The sequence below is a fragment of the Nesterenkonia sandarakina genome (assembly GCF_003003175.1).
Classification (GTDB): Bacteria; Actinomycetota; Actinomycetes; order Actinomycetales; family Micrococcaceae; genus Nesterenkonia; species Nesterenkonia sandarakina_A.
The window spans coordinates 1-16002 of record NZ_PVTY01000005.1 but is presented as its reverse complement, the minus strand read 5'-3'; the positions used below and the strand labels follow the sequence as shown (position 1 = coordinate 16002).

General features: G+C 68.4%; 14 protein-coding genes. 7 read left to right on the top strand and 7 right to left on the bottom strand.

All coding sequences use genetic code 11. From position 1 onward, the window contains the following. Positions 1-121 precede the first annotated feature (121 nt). Entirely contained in the window at positions 122-865 is a 744-nt protein-coding gene (locus tag BCL67_RS05040) for an MIP/aquaporin family protein (RefSeq protein WP_058888301.1), read from the top strand. Positions 866-948: 83 nt separating this feature from the next. After that, positions 949-2463, top strand: a complete 1515-nt coding sequence (gene glpK / locus BCL67_RS05035) for a glycerol kinase GlpK (RefSeq protein WP_058888302.1) — start codon at positions 949-951, stop codon at positions 2461-2463. Positions 2464-2591: 128 nt separating this feature from the next. Here the strand turns inward: glpK and BCL67_RS05030 are convergent, their stop codons facing one another. The 4 genes from BCL67_RS05030 to pdhA all read right to left on the bottom strand — a co-directional run bounded on the left by BCL67_RS05030 (position 2592) and on the right by pdhA (position 7583). Next, positions 2592-3602 carry an urea carboxylase-associated family protein gene (locus tag BCL67_RS05030; protein ID WP_258174771.1) on the bottom strand — a complete coding sequence of 337 codons (1011 nt, stop codon included), beginning with the start codon at positions 3600-3602 and terminating at the stop codon, positions 2592-2594. Between the two features lie 128 nt (positions 3603-3730). Then, positions 3731-5320, bottom strand: a complete 1590-nt coding sequence (locus tag BCL67_RS05025; RefSeq protein WP_106122373.1) for a dihydrolipoamide acetyltransferase family protein — start codon at positions 5318-5320, stop codon at positions 3731-3733. Between the two features lies 1 nt (position 5321). After that, a complete protein-coding gene (locus BCL67_RS05020) occupies positions 5322-6395 on the bottom strand; it encodes an alpha-ketoacid dehydrogenase subunit beta (protein WP_106122372.1) in 1074 nt (357 codons plus the stop codon). Positions 6396-6398: 3 nt separating this feature from the next. Continuing rightward, positions 6399-7583 carry a pyruvate dehydrogenase (acetyl-transferring) E1 component subunit alpha gene (gene pdhA, locus BCL67_RS05015; RefSeq protein ID WP_106122371.1) on the bottom strand — a complete coding sequence of 395 codons (1185 nt, stop codon included), beginning with the start codon at positions 7581-7583 and terminating at the stop codon, positions 6399-6401. A gap of 184 nt (positions 7584-7767) precedes the next feature. On the opposite strand from pdhA, the gene BCL67_RS05010 reads away from it, so the two are divergent. The 5 genes from BCL67_RS05010 to BCL67_RS04990 all read left to right on the top strand — a co-directional run bounded on the left by BCL67_RS05010 (position 7768) and on the right by BCL67_RS04990 (position 14712). After that, on the top strand, positions 7768-8265 hold the full coding sequence (locus BCL67_RS05010) for an Lrp/AsnC family transcriptional regulator (RefSeq protein WP_106122370.1): 498 nt from the start codon (positions 7768-7770) through the stop codon (positions 8263-8265). After that, complete coding sequence (locus BCL67_RS05005; RefSeq protein WP_106122369.1) at positions 8262-9278, top strand: MDR family oxidoreductase; 1017 nt, start codon at positions 8262-8264, stop codon at positions 9276-9278. Before BCL67_RS05010 ends, BCL67_RS05005 begins: the two co-directional genes overlap by 4 nt. Before the next feature lie 121 nt (positions 9279-9399). Then, the gene (gene paaZ / locus BCL67_RS05000; RefSeq protein ID WP_106122368.1) at positions 9400-11508 is read left to right on the top strand and encodes a phenylacetic acid degradation bifunctional protein PaaZ; all 2109 of its coding nucleotides are present in this window, start codon (positions 9400-9402) and stop codon (positions 11506-11508) included. A 201-nt stretch (positions 11509-11709) separates the two neighbouring features. Next, positions 11710-13296 (top strand): LTA synthase family protein, encoded by a 1587-nt coding sequence (locus BCL67_RS04995; protein WP_106122367.1) that lies wholly within the window; start codon positions 11710-11712, stop codon positions 13294-13296. Positions 13297-13398: 102 nt separating this feature from the next. Continuing rightward, positions 13399-14712, top strand: a complete 1314-nt coding sequence (locus BCL67_RS04990) for a carboxylesterase family protein (protein ID WP_106122366.1) — start codon at positions 13399-13401, stop codon at positions 14710-14712. A gap of 42 nt (positions 14713-14754) precedes the next feature. Here the strand turns inward: BCL67_RS04990 and BCL67_RS04985 are convergent, their stop codons facing one another. From BCL67_RS04985 to BCL67_RS04980, 3 genes are all read right to left on the bottom strand, one after another. After that, positions 14755-15327 (bottom strand): RNA polymerase sigma factor, encoded by a 573-nt coding sequence (locus BCL67_RS04985; protein WP_106122365.1) that lies wholly within the window; start codon positions 15325-15327, stop codon positions 14755-14757. Continuing rightward, positions 15324-15557: a hypothetical protein gene (locus tag BCL67_RS15190; protein ID WP_146131085.1), complete on the bottom strand. Its 234-nt coding sequence runs from the start codon at positions 15555-15557 to the stop codon at positions 15324-15326. Before BCL67_RS15190 ends, BCL67_RS04985 begins: the two co-directional genes overlap by 4 nt. Positions 15558-15658: 101 nt before the next feature. Beyond that, positions 15659-16002: transposase (locus tag BCL67_RS04980; protein ID WP_146131083.1), on the bottom strand; the 344-nt coding region annotated here is incomplete at its 5' end.

Genomic DNA, 16002 nt, shown 5'->3' with positions numbered 1-16002 from the left:
GCGCCGCACGGGGCTCCTGCCCCGTGCGGCCTCAGAACTCCCCACCGTCACCGCTGGGGTCGGAGGAGTCACAGCATCCGGCTGGGGCCCCCACAGAAATGAATACAGAAAGGAGCCAAAGATGTCTCTAGAAGCATTCGTCGCCGAGACCTTCGGCACCATGTTGCTCTTGCTGCTCGGCGGTGGCGTTGTCGCCAACGTCGCGCTGCGAGGCACGAAGGGCAACAATGGCGGATTCCTCATGGTCAACTTCGGCTGGGGGCTCGGCGTCTTCGCCGGCGTCTATGTGGCCGCCCTCTCCGGGGCGCACCTGAACCCCGCGGTCACCATCGGCCTGCTGGTCAATTCCGAGACCGCGACGCTGGGCCCGGACATCGAGAAGTCGCTGCTCAACGTGCTGCTCTACTTCGCAGCGCAGATGCTCGGCGCGATGATCGGTGCCGTGCTGTGCTACCTGGCCTATAAGCAGCACTTCGACGCCGAACCCGATGCCGCCACCAAGCTCGGGGTCTTCTCCACCGGACCTTCCATCCGCTCCAACGGATGGAACCTGGTGACCGAGATCGTGGGCACCTTCGTCCTGGTGTTCGTGATCATCGCGCAGGGCAGCACACCATCGGGCCTCGGTCCGCTGGCCGTGGCGCTGCTGGTCGTCGGCATCGGCGCCTCCCTGGGTGGACCCACCGGCTACGCCATCAACCCGGCACGTGACCTGGGCCCCCGACTGGTGCATGCACTGCTGCCGATCAAGGGCAAGGGCAGCAGCGACTGGTCCTACGCATGGGTGCCGGTGGTCGGTCCCCTGATCGGTGGCGCTCTGGGAGGTCTGCTGGCCATGGTGGTCAGCTTCCCCGCCGTCGCCTGATCACCGCAGCACGTCCCGGCGGCTTCTCGCAGCCGCCCACGGCAGCAGCATCAAGGCAGAGAACACTCAACGAGGAGAACAACATGTCGAAATACGTCATTGCGATCGACCAGGGCACCACGTCAAGTCGCGCGATCATCTTTGACCACAGCGGGAACATCGTGTCCTCGGGTCAGAAGGAGCACGAGCAGATCTTCCCGAAGGCGGGATGGGTCGAGCACGACCCCATGGAGATCTGGAACAACACCCGTGAGGTCATCGGCAACGCGCTCTCCAAGGTGAACCTCACCCGGCACGACATCGCCGCAGTGGGCATCACCAACCAGCGCGAGACCACTGTGGTCTGGGACAAGAACACCGGAGAGCCCGTCTACAACGCGATCGTCTGGCAGGACACTCGCACCCAGCCGATCGTCGACGAGCTCGCCGCCGACGGCGGGGTGGAACGCTTCAAGTCCAAGGTCGGACTGCCGCTGGCCACCTATTTCTCCGGCACCAAGGTGAAATGGATCCTGGACAACGTCGAGGGCGCCCGCGCCAAGGCGGAGGCCGGTGACCTGCTCTTCGGCAACACCGATTCCTGGATCACCTGGCACCTCACCGGAGGCACCGAGGGCGGCGTGCACATCACCGATGTCACCAACGCCTCTCGGACCATGTTCATGGACCTCGAGACTCTCAGCTGGGACGACGAGATCCTGAAGGCCTTCGGGGTGCCCCGCTCGATGCTTCCCGAGATCAAGTCCTCCTCCGAGGTCTACGGCAAGGTCCACGGAGCACAGCTGCTGCGCGAGACGCCGGTGGCCGGAATCCTGGGCGACCAGCAGGCCGCGACCTTCGGCCAGGCCGCGTTCGAGAAGGGCGGGGCCAAGAACACCTACGGCACCGGCAACTTCCTGATCGTGAACACCGGTGAGGAGATCGTGCGCTCCGAGAACGGGCTGCTCACCACGGTCTGCTACAAGCTGGGAGACGCCAAGCCGGTCTACGCCCTGGAAGGCTCCATCGCTGTGACCGGATCGCTGATCCAGTGGCTGCGGGACAACCTGGGCTTCATCAAGACCGCTCCCGAGGTGGAGCAGCTGGCCAAGTCCGTGGAGGACAACGGCGGGGTCTACGTGGTGCCGGCGTTCTCCGGGCTCTTCGCCCCTTACTGGCGGGGCGAGGCGCGTGGAGCCATCGTCGGTCTGACCCGCTTCGTGAACAAGGGTCACATCGCGCGCGCCGCCCTGGAGGCCACCGCCTTCCAGACCCGCGAGGTGCTCGACGCGGCCAACGCAGACGCGGGAGTCGACATGGAGGACCTGCGGGTCGACGGCGGCATGGTCGCCAACGACGCCCTGATGCAGTTCCAGGCCGACATCCTCGGGATTCCCGTGGTGCGTCCCAAGGTCACCGAGACCACGGCGCTCGGCGCGGCCTACGCGGCCGGGCTCGCCGTCGGCTTCTGGAGCGACACCGACGAGCTGGCGGCGAACTGGTCCGAGGACAAGCGCTGGCTGCCGTCGATGGATGCGGCGGAGCGTGACCGTCAGATGCGCCTCTGGAAGAAGGCCGTGACTCGGACCTTCGACTGGGTGGACGAGGACGTCAAGTAGAGCACTCCTGAGCGGGGATGTCGCGCAGCGGCAGCCCTTCCTCAGACAAGCGGGCCCGCATCGGTGAACGATCACCGGTGCGGGCCCGCTGTGTGTCTAGGTTGCGGTGCGGCTCAGGGCTGCGTGTCTCAGGGGCGACGTGGCCCGAGGCTGGGGTGCGGAGCCGCCATCAGGCCATGAAGACCCCGCCTGCCGCGATACTTCGCGATCTGCGGCGGCTGCCAGTCCTGAAGCGTCCGCTCCGGCAGGGAGAACACCTCGACGCCGAGTGGGTGGCAGTGTTCGAGCTGTTCCTCGGTGCTCGCCGCATGGGGTCCCCACATGTGCACCGAGAGGTCCCCGCCGGGGCAGGTGGAGAGTGCGCAGAGCAGATCCGTCTCCGCGAAGAACTCGAAATAGTCCCCGGGCTGGGTAGGGCAGGCGTCCATGAAGTACTCCCGGTTCTCATTCAGCCCGGCGAACTGGAAGACGTTGAGCACATCGTGGATGTCGGACTCGGTGAGCCCGTGCCCCTGGACCGCTCGGGTGAGGTTGGAATGGCAGTGGTAGTCGAAGTCTTCTTCGCTGAGCATCCGATTCACGTACGGGTCGCAGCGTGTGCCCAGCAGGTCGTGGATGACGTCGGCGTCGGGGTGGTCTGCGAGGGAGTCCCCGATCACGGTGGCCATGGGTCGCAGGTAGGGGAGCGCGGACCAGAACCTGTCGTAGGTGGTCATCGAGGCTCGCTGCAGCTGCCGGGTGCGCGCGGCCCAGAACCGTTCCCGCGGGTTGTGCAGGTTCCACAGGTTCAGGTCACCGACCTGGGGTCCCTCCACGGCATTGATCCGCACGATCGACCCGGCCCGGACCTCCCAGGCGTGGCCGGAGCGGACCGGGATCTCGAACTCCCGGATCAGGGTCCGCTCTGCCGCTGCCACAGCGTCGTAGAAGCTGCGATCCACCTCCAGCGGACCCCCGGGCATCGACTGATAGGCCGCGGGCTGATCGTAGCTGCGTCGGACCGCGGGCGGTGTGCGCTCGGCCGTCGGAGCGGCCGGGCCTGTGCCAAGGGGGTCTGCGCCCGCCGGGTCTGTGTCGGTGGGATCTGTGTCGGCCGGGTCTGTGTCGGTGGGATCTCCACCGGTGTGATCTGAGGTCATGGAAGTCTCCTTCGCACGGGAAAGTGCCCAGTCTAGGCAAGAGGCCGGGGCCGACAGATCACTGTCGGCCCCGGCCGGTTCTGCTCATCCCTCAATGGTGCAGCCTGTTGATGCTCTGAGCCCCGCCCTCAGAGGTCCGCCAGCGCAGAGGACGGATCCTCCAGGCAGGTGGCCACGAAGTTCAGGAACCCGCCGGCGATCCCGCCGTCGCACACCCGGTGGTCGAAGGCGATGGTCAGCGTGGCGATCTTGCGCACTGCCAGCTCACCGTTCACCGCCCAGGCACGGTCGAGGATCCGGCCGATGCCGAGGATCCCCACCTCCGGGTGGTTGATGATCGGCGTGGCCCCGTCAGAGCCGAAGACCCCGTAGTTGTTCACCGTGAAGGTGCCGCCGGTGAGCTCCTTCCCCGAGATCTTGCCCTCGCGGGCCTCGCCGAGAAGTCGAGAGATCTCCCCGTGCAGCGCCCGTGCGGAGAGCCGCTCGGCGTGCCGGATCACCGGAACCACCAGACCTGCCGGCGTCTGGGCCGCGAAGCCGAGGTTCACGCCGTCGTAGTGGACGATCTCCTGGGTGCCGGCCGCCGTGTCCTCGAGCCGGGTGGCAAGATCCGGATAGCGGGAGAGTCCGGCCAGCACGAACCGGCTGAGCAGCGCCAGCAGCGACGGTGCGGAGGTCCCGTCCTTCTCGGCCTGGACCTTGAGCCGGGCGCGCAGCGCCAGGACCTCGGTCATGTCGACGTCCTGCCAGACCGTGGCCTCCGGGATCTCCCGGCGCGACCGGGTCAGCGTGGTGGCCACCGCCTTGCGCATCCCGGACATCGGGACGCGCTCGCGGACCTCGAGGCCGCCCGGGGCGGGTGCCTTCGCACCGGTCGCGGTCGAGCCCGCGGAGGTCTGCACGGAGGACTGCGCGGAGCTCTGTGCAGCGCCTGCCGCCGAGGTGGTGGCGCCCGGAGCGACAGCCGGTCGGGTGGAGGAGTCGATCGCGGCGAGCACATCAGCGCGCAGGATCATCCCGTCCTGACCGGAGCCGGTGAGCTCTGTCAGGGTGAGCGCGTGCTCGCGAGCCAGCCGGCGCACCAGCGGGGAGGACACCCGAGGGGCCATCCGGGCTGAGCCGGCGGCGGGGGAATCCGCGGAGGAGATCCCGGCCGGAGCCGAGGATGCACCTGCGCCGGCAGCTGCACCGGCGGCTGCACCGCCGGTGGCGCCGGTAGCGACCGCGCGGGAGGCGCCGTTGCGGCGTCGTCGTCGTCCGCCGCTCTTGGAGGTGGAGGTGCCGTAGCCGATCAGGACGTTGCCCGAGCCCTCCTCCTCAGCCGAGTCAGCCCCGGCGTCGGGGTCGGTGACCGATCCGGTGGCGGGCACCGTGCCGGCGCGCTCCTCCTCGCGGTAGCTCAGCGCACCCGCGGCGGAGACGCCGTTGGCACCAGTGGAGCTGCCGGCGTCGGAGGCTCCCGAGTCGGGGGATCCGGCGTCGCCCTCGGCGCCCACGGTGATCAGCGGCTCGTCCACGATAAGGGTCTCGCCCACGGCGCCGTGGAGCTTGGTGACCACCCCGGCGTAGGGGGTGGGCACCTCGATGGCTGACTTGGCGGTCTCGACCTCGGCGATCGGCTGATCCACCACGATCACGTCGCCCTCGGCCACGAGCCAGCTCAGCAGGGTGGCCTCGGTGAGGCCCTCACCCAGGTCGGGCAGGTTGAAGGTGGTCATCTCAGTCCTCCCACTGCAGCTCGTCGAGCGCGTCCAGGATGCGGTCCACGCTGGGCAGGTGGTGCTCCTCGAGCTTCGGCGACGGATAGGGAATGTCGAAGCCGGTGACCCGCTTGACCGGGGAGGACAGCGAGTGGAAGCTGCGCTCCTGGATCCGCGCCACGATCTCCGCGGCCACCGAGACGAAGCCCTGCGCCTCGGCGATCACCACGGCGCGGCCGGTCTTGGTCACGGTGGCCTCCAGAGCGGCGTCGTCGAAGGGCACGATGCTGCGCAGGTCCAGGACCTCTGCGGAGATCCCGTCCTCCGCGGCGGCCTCGGCGGCCTTCAGCGCGGTCGAGACGCTGGGGCCGTAGCTGATCAGCGAGACGTCGGTGCCCTCTCGGACGACGACGGCGCGGCCTTCAGCCCCGACGCCGGCCGAGGGTGCGGACTCGTCCTGCGCCGCGTCCTCGTACTGGGTGCGCAGCGCACTCAGGTCCACAGCCTCCTTGGTCCAGTAGAGCTTCTTCGGCTCGAAGAAGATCACCGGGTCCGGGGAGTCGATGGCCTCGCGCAGCATCAGATAGGCGTCGCTGACCGTGGCCGGGGTGTAGATCTTCAGGCCCGGGGTGTGCGCGTAGTAGGCCTCGGAGGAGTCGCAGTGGTGCTCCACGCCGCCGACTCCGCCGCCGTAGGGGATCCGGATGACCAGCGGCAGGCGGACCCGTCCGCGGGAACGGTTGGCGGTCTTGGCGATGTGGCTGAAGATCTGTTCCAGCGCCGGGTAGGCGAAGGCATCGAACTGCATCTCGATCACCGGGCGCATGCCGTTGATCGCCATGCCGGTGGCCATGCCGGCGATGCCGGACTCGGCCAGCGGGGTGTCGAAGCAGCGGTCGGCGCCGAAGCGCTGGGTCAGCCCGTCGGTGATCCGGAAGACGCCGCCCAGGGTGCCGACATCCTCGCCGAAGACGCAGACCGAGCGGTCACCCTCCATGGCGTCGGACATCGCGGTGTTCAGCGCCGCCGCGAAGGTGGTGGGCTTGGTGGTGACGGCAGGTGCCGTGGTCGTGGCAGTGGTGGTGTTGGCCATGGGTCAGCCCTCCTGGCTTCGCTCGAGCTCATCGGCCAGCTTGGCGCGCTGTTCGCGCAGCTGGGCGGTGGGGGCGGCATAGACGTGGTCGAAGATCTCCAGCGGGTTCATCTCGGGCTCGGTGGTCATCGCCAGACGCAGCGCGGCCGCGACGTCCTCGGCCTTGCCGCTGATCCGGGTCTCGGCCTCGGCGTCCAGGACCCCGCGCTCGGTGAGGAAGGTGCGCATGCGCAGCAGCGGGTCGCGCTGCTTCCACTGCTCGACCTCGGCGGACTCGCGGTAGCGGGAGTCGTCGTCGGCGTTGGTGTGCGCCTGCATCCGGTAGGTGATGGCCTCGAGCAGCAGCGGCATGGAGTTCTTCCGGGCCAGGTCGACGGCGCGGCGCAGCGTGGCCAGGACGGCCACCATGTCGTTGCCGTCCACCTGCTCGCCAGCCATGCCGTAGCCGATGGCCTTGTGCGCCAGCGACGGCGCGGCGGTCTGCGCCGAGAGCGGCACCGAGATGGCGTATCCGTTGTTCTGCACGAAGAAGACCACCGGGACCTCGAAGACCGCGGCGAAGTTCAGCGCCTCGTGGAAGTCGCCCTCACTGGTCGCTCCGTCGCCGCACATCGCCAGCACCACGGTGTCCTCGCCGCGCAGCTTCGCCGCGTGGGCGACGCCCACCGCGTGGAGCAGCTGGGTGGTCAGCGGGGTGGAGAGTGCGGCGATCTTGTACTGCAGCGGGTCGTAGCCGCAGTGCCAGTCCCCGCGGAAGGAGACCATGACCTCCAGCGGGTCCACTCCGCGGGTGATCGTGGCGACGGTGTCGCGGTAGGTCGGGAACATCCAGTCTCCGGTGCCCAGTGCAAGGGCGGCACCGACCTGGCAGGCCTCCTGACCGTGGGAGGAGGGGTAGACGGCGAGCCGGCCCTGGCGGACCAGCGCATAGTTCTGGTCGTTGACCCGACGGCCTACCACCAGCGCCTCGTAGGCGGCCAGCAGCGCGTCGTCTTCGGGGATCGGGTACTCGTGCCCCGGGCTGGTGCCCTGGGCAGCTTCGGGGATCAGCTTGCCCTCGGGGTCGAGCATCCGGATCTGCTGGGCTGCCGGGAGCATGTACTGCTCGGGGGTGATCCCGAAGCTGCTGCTCGTCTCCTTGATGTGGGAACCCTGAATCGGGGTCCCGTCCCGCGTCTCGCTGGTCATCGCGAGTCCTCCTTGAAAGTCTCTGCTGCAGGTGTCGTGCATCACACTCGTGTTATGAGTGTGGCTCAGCTCACCACCTATCGACCACTGCGCCGGCACATCCAAGACGGGGTCCGCCGGGGGTCGCCGCGGGCTGGACGAACTGCTCGTGTGAGGTGCGCCACGGCTGGTATCGTCCAGAACTATGGGCGATGAGCGAGACGAGGCGGCGCGAGGTGAGATCTCGCTGGACTCAGTGGACCACCGGATACTGCACGCGCTGAGCCAGGACGCCCGTCAGTCGGTGAGCGCACTGGCCTCCGGGCTGCACCTGTCCCGTGCCAACGCCTACGAGCGGATCTCCCGGCTGCGCGCCGCCGGAGTGCTGCAGGGCTACACCGCGGTGATCGACCCGCGGGCCGCCGGCATGTCCACCGCCGCCTACGTCTTCCTGACGTTGAAGCAGGATGACTGGGAGGTGCTGCGCGGGGCGCTCGCCGATGAGCCCGCGGTGCGACACCTCGCGCTGGTCGGCGGACAGTACGACGCGGTGCTGCTGGTGCGCACCCGTACCGTGGAGGAGCTGCGCCGCGTGGTCTTCGAGCGGATCCAATCGTTGTCCTGCGTGCAGTCCTCCCAGACCGCCCTGATCTTCGACGACCACACCCAATACGAGCACCCGATGCCAAGGAGACCTTCATGACTTTCCGAGCAGCCCTGATCGAACAGACCCTCGAGCGCGGACGCGTCCAGGACCATGAGGCGACGCTGAAGGACCTGACCCAGGACTTCCTCGACGGCGCCGGGGGAGACGCCCCGGTGGACATCGCCGTGCACTACTCGGGGATCAACTACAAGGATGGGCTCGCCCTGGCCGGGAAGCCCGGGGTGGCGCGCACCTCGCCGCTGATCCCCGGCATCGACCTGGTGGGCGAGGTCACCGCCTCGGCTGATCCGAGCTTCGCCCCAGGTGATGTCGTGGTGCTCACCGGCGGCGGAATCGGCGAGGCTGCCCACGGCGGGCTGGCCGAGCGCGCCCGGGTCTCCGCGAAATACCTGGTCAAGCTCCCTGAGGAGCTCAGTCCTCGGCGGGCCGCCGCGATCGGCACCGCCGGGTTCACCGCGATGCTCGCGGTGCTCGCGCTGGAACATGGCGGAGTGCGGCCCGAGGCTGGCGACGTCGTCGTCAGCGGGGCGGCCGGCGGCGTCGGCTCGGTGGCGATCGCGGTGCTGAACCAGCTCGGATACCAGGTCACCGCGGTGACCGGCCGGGTTCAGGAGCAGGGCGAGTACCTGCGCCATCTCGGTGCCGCTGAGCTGCTGGACCGGAAGGACTTCGCCGAGGTCGGTCCGGCGCTGCAGAAGCGGCGCTGGGCGGGCGGGATCGACTCCGCCGGCTCGGCGACCCTGGCGAACATCCTGTCCCAGACCGACGACGGCGGCACCGTCGCCAGCTGCGGGCTCGCCCAGGGCCACGACCTGCCCACCACGGTGATGCCCTTCATCCTGCGCGGGGTCACCCTCGCCGGGATCAACTCGGTCACCGCGACGCCTGAGCTGCGTGCGCAGGCCTGGGCCCGGCTGGCCAGCGACCTGCCCCTGGAGCTGCTCGATGAGATGACCCAGGAGATTCCTCTGGACGGGGTGTTCGACCAGGCCGAACAGATCCTGGCCGGCCAGGTCCGCGGTCGGACGGTCGTGAACGTGACGCGGTGACGCTTTCGGCGCGAGGCTGCCCGCCGATCGCTGTGCCGGGTGTCACATTCTCGCCTCCCGGGCTAGGATGGGGTTAATTACCGACCGTTCGGTCAGTTCTACCTGTCGTTGAGAGGACCCCATGGCTGCCACTGACACATCTGCGGCTCCCCGTCTCCTGCCCAGCTACATCCAGGACTCCTGGTGGACCCCGGAGTCCCCGGGCAAGGTCAGCGAGATCCTTGACGCCTCCACCTCCGAGCCGGTCTGCCTGGTCTCCACCGAGGGGCTGGACACCGGTGCCGCCGTCGCGCACGCCCGCTCTGTGGGCCAGCAGAGCCTGGGGCAGCTGACCATCCACCAGCGCGCGCTGCGGCTCAAGCACCTGGCCGCCTATCTCCATGAGCACCGTGAGGAGCTCTACGAGCTCTCCGACCGCACCGGTTCCACCCGCCGCGACCACCTGATCGACGTCGACGGCGGCATCGGCACCATCCGGACCTTCTCCTCCAAGGGACGCAAGGAGCTGCCCAACGCCAACGTCATCGTCGACGGAGCGGTGGAGCAGCTCTCCCGCGACGGGTCCTTCCTCGGCGAGCACATCTACACCCGGCTCACCGGAGTCGCGGTCCAGATCAACGCCTTCAACTTCCCGGTCTGGGGAATGCTGGAGAAGTTCGCGCCCAGCTTCATCGCCGGCGTGCCGACCATCGTGAAGCCCGCCTCGCAGACCGCCTACGTCACCCAGGCCTGCGTGCGGCTGATGATCGACTCCGGACTGATCCCCGCCGGTGCGCTGCAGCTGATCTCCGGCTCCGCCCGGGACCTGCTGGACCACCTGGACCACCGCGACCACGTCGCCTTCACCGGCTCGGCCAACACCGCGCAGCTGCTGCGCTCCCATGACAACGTCGCGAACCAGGGCGTGCGCTTCACCGCGGAGACCGACTCGCTCAACGCCGCGATCCTCGGCCCCGACGCCGGCCCGGACACCGTGGAGTTCGATGCATTCATCAAGTCGGTGACCCTGGAGATGACCGCGAAGACCGGACAGAAGTGCACCGCGATCCGCCGCGTCATCGTGCCCTCGGCCCAGGTGGACCCGGTGGTGGAGGCGCTGCGCACCCGGCTGGACGCCCGTGTGGTGCTCGGTGATCCGCGTGATGCTGCGACCACCATGGGCCCGCTGGCCTCGACGGATCAGCGCGACGAGGTCGCCCGCGCGGTGGACACCCTGGTCAGCGCCGGCGGGGCCGTCCGGGTGGGCGGACCCGAGTCCGGCACCGGTGCCGCAGATGCCGGGCTGGGTGCGTTCTTCCCGGCCACCGTGCTCTCCTTCGCCGAAGCCCGCACCCCCGCGGTGCACTCGGTGGAGGCCTTCGGGCCGGTCACCTCGGTGCTCGGCTACGCGGACATCGACGACGCCGTGGACCTCGCCGCTCTCGGCGGCGGCTCCCTGGTCGCCACCGTCTGCACCCATGATCCTGAGATCGCCGCCGAGTTCGCCCGCGGCATCGCCTCGCATCACGGCCGGGTGCTCTTCCTGGACCGCGACGACGCCAAGACCTCCACCGGGCACGGCTCTCCGCTGCCCCACCTGGTCCACGGCGGCCCGGGACGGGCCGGCGGCGGCGAGGAGCTCGGCGGCATCCGCGCGGTGAAGCACTACATGCAGCGCACCGCCGTCCAGGGCTCCCCGGACCTGCTCACCGGGGTCACCGGCGTCTGGCACCGCGGCGCCAAGGCCGTCACGGCAACCCCGGAAACCGTGGCCGACGGCACCGCCGTGCACCCGTTCCGCAAATCCCTGGCGGAGCTGCGCATCGGCGACCAGTTCGCCTCAGGGCTTCGCACCGTGGCGCTGGAGGACATCACCTCCTTCGCGGAGTCCACCGGTGACACCTTCTACGCCCACACCAACGAGGAGGCGGCGACGGCGAACCCGTTCTTCCCGCGGCGGGTCGCCCACGGGTACCTGCTCGTGGCCTGGGCGGCCGGTCTCTTCGTGGAGCCTGCTCCGGGGCCCGTGCTGGCGAACACCGGTCTGGAGAACCTCTCCTTCCAGACCCCGGTGACCTACGACGACTCGATCCGAGTGACCCTGACCGCGAAGCAGATCATCCCGCGCGAGACCGATGACTACGGCGAGGTCCGCTGGGACACCGTGCTGCACAACCAGCACGATGAGATCGTCGCGACCTACGATGTCCTGACCCGCGTGGCGAAGGAGAACAAGCCCGAGTGGGTGTGACGCCGTCGTCGGACGCGGCAGGCTGAGCGCAGGTATCTAGGTATCCAGGTGCGGAGGCGAGCAAAGGGGCGGGACCGGGCGAGCTGCCCGGTCCCGCCCCTTTGCTGTGAGCGGCCTCCATGAGCTGGCGGGGAGCAGGGAGTAATGTAAGGGGCTAAGTTTTTGATCGCCTGTGTTCGGGCTCAACATCGGGGAGGAAACATGGTGCCAGTCGGCCTGCGCACCGGCGCCCCCGGTGTCCGGATCCCTCGGCTGGCCCGCCGTTCGGGAGCCGCCATCGGCGGCCTCCTGGTCTTTCTCCTGGTCTGGGTGGGGCTGGCGCTGCTCATCGCCGCAGGCCTGATCCGCTTCTTCTGGGGCGAGATCACGGTGGGGCAGATGCTGCTGAACCTGGTCTCGGTGGAGACCGACGGCGGCGGCGGTGCGCTCGTCTGGATCTGCATCCTAGGCATCGGCGTGCTGCCGCTGTTGATGACCGCCGGAGTCACCTTGTTCATGCGGCTGCGCAGGCGCAGACCACGCCCGAACCAGCCTCGGGACCAGGGCTGGCGCTCACCGTGGCTGATGCGGGCCGTCTCGTCCGCGCTGGCCGCCTCGGTGGTGGTGCTCGGCACCGCCTCCTTCGCCACGGCGGTGGGCCTCGCCGACTATATCGACGCCGGCAACTCCGAGTACGACCTCGCGGACTACTACGTGCAGCCGCGCATCACCGACGAGGAGCAGAAGCGCAACCTGGTCCTGATCTACCTGGAGTCCGGCGAGGCCGCCTTCGAGGATGAGACACGATTCGAGAAGGACGCGTTCGCCCCGCTCAAAGCGGTCACCGAACCTGCCCAGGGGTGGGAGAGCGTGGAGAACCTCCAGCAGTATGAGGGCGGGGGCTGGACCATGTCGGGACTCACCGCGACCCAGTGCGGGATACCGCTCGCCGGGGTCACCTCGGCGGCCAGCAGCGGCGTCCTCGAGGAACTCCGGGAGGGGGACGACACCTACCTGGACGGGACGACGTGCCTGGGTGATCTCCTGGAGGACCACGGCTACACGAACGTGTTCCTCGGTGGAGCCAGCTCCACCTTCGCGGAGAAAGACATCTTCCTGGGCAGCCACGGCTACTCCTCTGTGAAGGGCCTCGACGACTGGCGCGCCGCCGGAGAACCCGAAAGCAGCTTCCGCAGCGACTGGGGGTTGAGCGACCAGAGGCTGATGTCCCAGGCCAAGGATGAGGTCGACAAGCTGCACGCCGAGTCTCAGCGGACCGGCGAGCCGTTCAACCTCTCCCTGCTGACCCTGGATACTCATGAACCGGTCCACGTCTTCGACTACTGCGACGTGGACACCCAGGAGGAGGCGACATCGGTGTTCGCCTGCTCGATGGTCCAGGTGGCAGGGTTCGTGGAACACCTGGAGGACCAGGGATACCTCGAGGACACCGCCGTCGTGATCATGGGCGACCATCTCAAGCCGGTCAATGCCGGTGACGCCTTCCAGGAGCAGCTCGAAGAGCACCCGAACCGCACCATCTTCAACCGGATCTGGGTCCCGGGCGAGGACCAGGACCGCACGCTGCGCGCCGACATGGACCAGCTGAGCATGTACCCGACGCTGGTGGAGGCCGCCGGGCTGACGCTGGCGGATCGTGAGGCAGGGCTTGGCGTGTCCGGGTTCTCTCCGGCGGTGCCCGTTGACTCGGCGCAGTCGCTGTCCCCGGAGGCCTACTCCGAGCTGCTGAGATCCCGTTCCCCGGAGTTCTACTCCGAGGCGTGGAGCTCACAGCCCTCGACTGGCTAAAGCTCCGCGTCGACCTCGCGGGCGGTCGAGATCCGGACCGCCCCACGGGTCGGCCAATTGCGGTTCACCGAGAAGACACATCCTCGAGCAGATGGGCAGAGCATGAGCGCTGAGCACCGATTCACCCCTCCGTGCGGACCCATCATCGGCCGCGCGCTCGGGTCCGTGGTCAGGGCCTCCGGCATCCCCTACGCGCGGGCGCCGCGATTCCACCCGCCGCGCCCCGTGGATGACTTCTCTGAGCCGTACCGCGCCTTTGAACCGGCACCTGCATGCCCGCAGTGGCGCATCCGAGAGCTGGAGGCGGTGGTCGGGAGTCACACCGGAGGGCTTCCGCAGAGCGAGGACTGTCAGAATCTCACCGTCACCATGCCGGAGAGCGGGCGGGAGGGAGAGCTCCTGCCGGTGATGGTGTGGATCCACGGCGGGTCCTACATCTCCGGTGCCGGGGACGCACCGATCTACGATCCCACCGCCCTGGTGGAGGAACAGCGCGTCGTCGTGGTCTCGGTCACCTACCGCCTCGGCGCCTTCGGGTTTCTCGGTGGTCGAGGACGCTCTGCCAACCTCGGCCTGATGGATCAGCTCTGCGCCCTGGAATGGGTGCAGCGCAACATCGCGGCCTTCGGTGGCGATCCGGACACGGTCACCCTCTTTGGGCAGTCCGCCGGAGGTGACGCCATCGCCCATCTGATGGCCACCTCGGATGCTCCGCGGCTGTTCCGCCGGGCCATCATGCAGAGTCCACCCTTGGGCATCTCCCGGGGTCGAGCGAAGATGACGGCAGCCATGGCCGCCGCGGGCCCAGAGCTTCCCGCAGATGCCTCGGTCAAGCAGGTGCTGCGTCTCCAGGAGGCTGCCCGCGCTGCCGCTGCTCCGTTCGGGATGCCGGGGCTCATGCCCTTCGGGACCCAGTACGGGGCCTCGCCCCTGCCAGAGGAATCTCAGGTCGACGAGGCCTGGACGGCCGTCGCGCCGCGGATCAATATCATGATCACCCACACCGCAGAGGAGGCGCGGCTGTTCATTCCGGTGGCGCACCCGGTGAAGCGACTCCGCGAGCTGCCCGTGATCGGACCGCCGGCGATGACGGTGCTGAGCCGGCTGGGGACCCGGCTCATCTACGTCACCGGCATCCGCACCTTCCTCCGGCGGCACCGCCGAGCCGGCGGCCGGGGACACTATTTCATCGTCGACTGGGCCGCCCCGGGAAACTTCTTCCGCTCAGCCCACGGGATCGACGTAGCGCTGCTCTTCGGCACCCGATCGAACACGGCGGGGCTGGAGCTGCTGAAGGGGGCGTCCTGGGAGGAGCTGAATCAGGCCGGGAGGTCCGTTCGGTCGCTCTGGGCCGGGTTCGCCCGTGGCGCGGAGCTGCCCGCCAAGGGCCGGATCCCGGGTGTGACCGCTTCCTGATCACGCCGCCACCGTCCTGGGCCCGCTGGGGCTCATATCGCCTCAACGGAGGTCTCCGTCCACGGGCAGAAATCGAGGATCCACCTCAGGAAGCGTCGCGGAGCAGCGTTGTTGAGTGGGGGAATCCTGGTCCTCCAGAGCCTGGCGCAGCTGTTCCTTCGCTCGCTGGTATCTGCCACAGGCCGTCGAGGCCGGGATCCCGAGGATCTGGCCAGCATCGGTGATGCTGAAGCCGTCCCAGTGCACGAGCCGGATCAGTTCACGCAGCTCAGGATCGAGCCGTTGGACTGCGTCGCGGACCTCCACACCGTCATCAGCGGACTGGGCGTGAGCGGAGGCGCCGAGCATGACCTTGAGTCTGCTGGCCAGTCGATACCGCCGGCGCTGGCTCCGATCTGCATTCTTCAGCACGTTGTTGGCGATGCCGAAGAGCCACCGGCGTCCATCCTCGGCCTCGGCGGGATGATCCTTCTCCCGCTGCCAGGCGGTGAGCATCGTCTCCTCCAGGAGATCTGCGGCCGTCGCGGAGTCGGTGCGTCGTTGGAAGTAGTGCAGCAGATCCGCCGAATTGGCCGTGAGCGCTGATTCGAGAGGGGAGCTGTAGGAGTTGGTCATCCTTCTGACCCCTCTCCCTGGGTCTCGTCCGTGTCCATGTCCTCGAGTTCGGCCATCCAGCTGCCCTCGAAATCAGCGCCGGGGCAGGAATGTCCAAAGGAATAGCCACCCACGCCGACCTGCATCATGTCCGCGCCGTACTCGTCCTGGAGCTGGAGGGAAAGCGCGGAATCTACGGCAGAGAAGTACGGCTCTTCACAATCCAGGGTGTAGACGGGGTCTGAATCCACCGGATTCCAGCAGTGACCGGGCGATGTAGTTGGTCAGGTTCCGGAATCCCAAAGCCGATCCGCGGAGGTGCTCCAACCGGCCATTGAATCTCCTATGTCTGTCAAGCCCCGGTGAGCTCATTCTGAGCGGCGGTGTTGAGGCGGCGGTAGATGTCGCGGGCGAGGTAGCGCTTGAGGCAGCGACGGATCTCCCGGAGGGTGCGCCCTTCGGCGGTACGGCGCTCGACGTAGGCGCGGGTTCGCGGGTCCATTCGCATGCGGGTGACGACGGCCATGTGGAGTGCTCGGTTGAGGCGCCGGTCGCCACCCCGGTTGATCCGGTGCCGGACGGTGTTGCCCGATGACGCGGGGATGGGGCTGGTTCCAGCGAGGCTGGCGAACGCGGACTCGGATCGAATGCGGCCCAGGTGTGACCACGCGGTCAGCGCGACGGCGGCGGTGACTG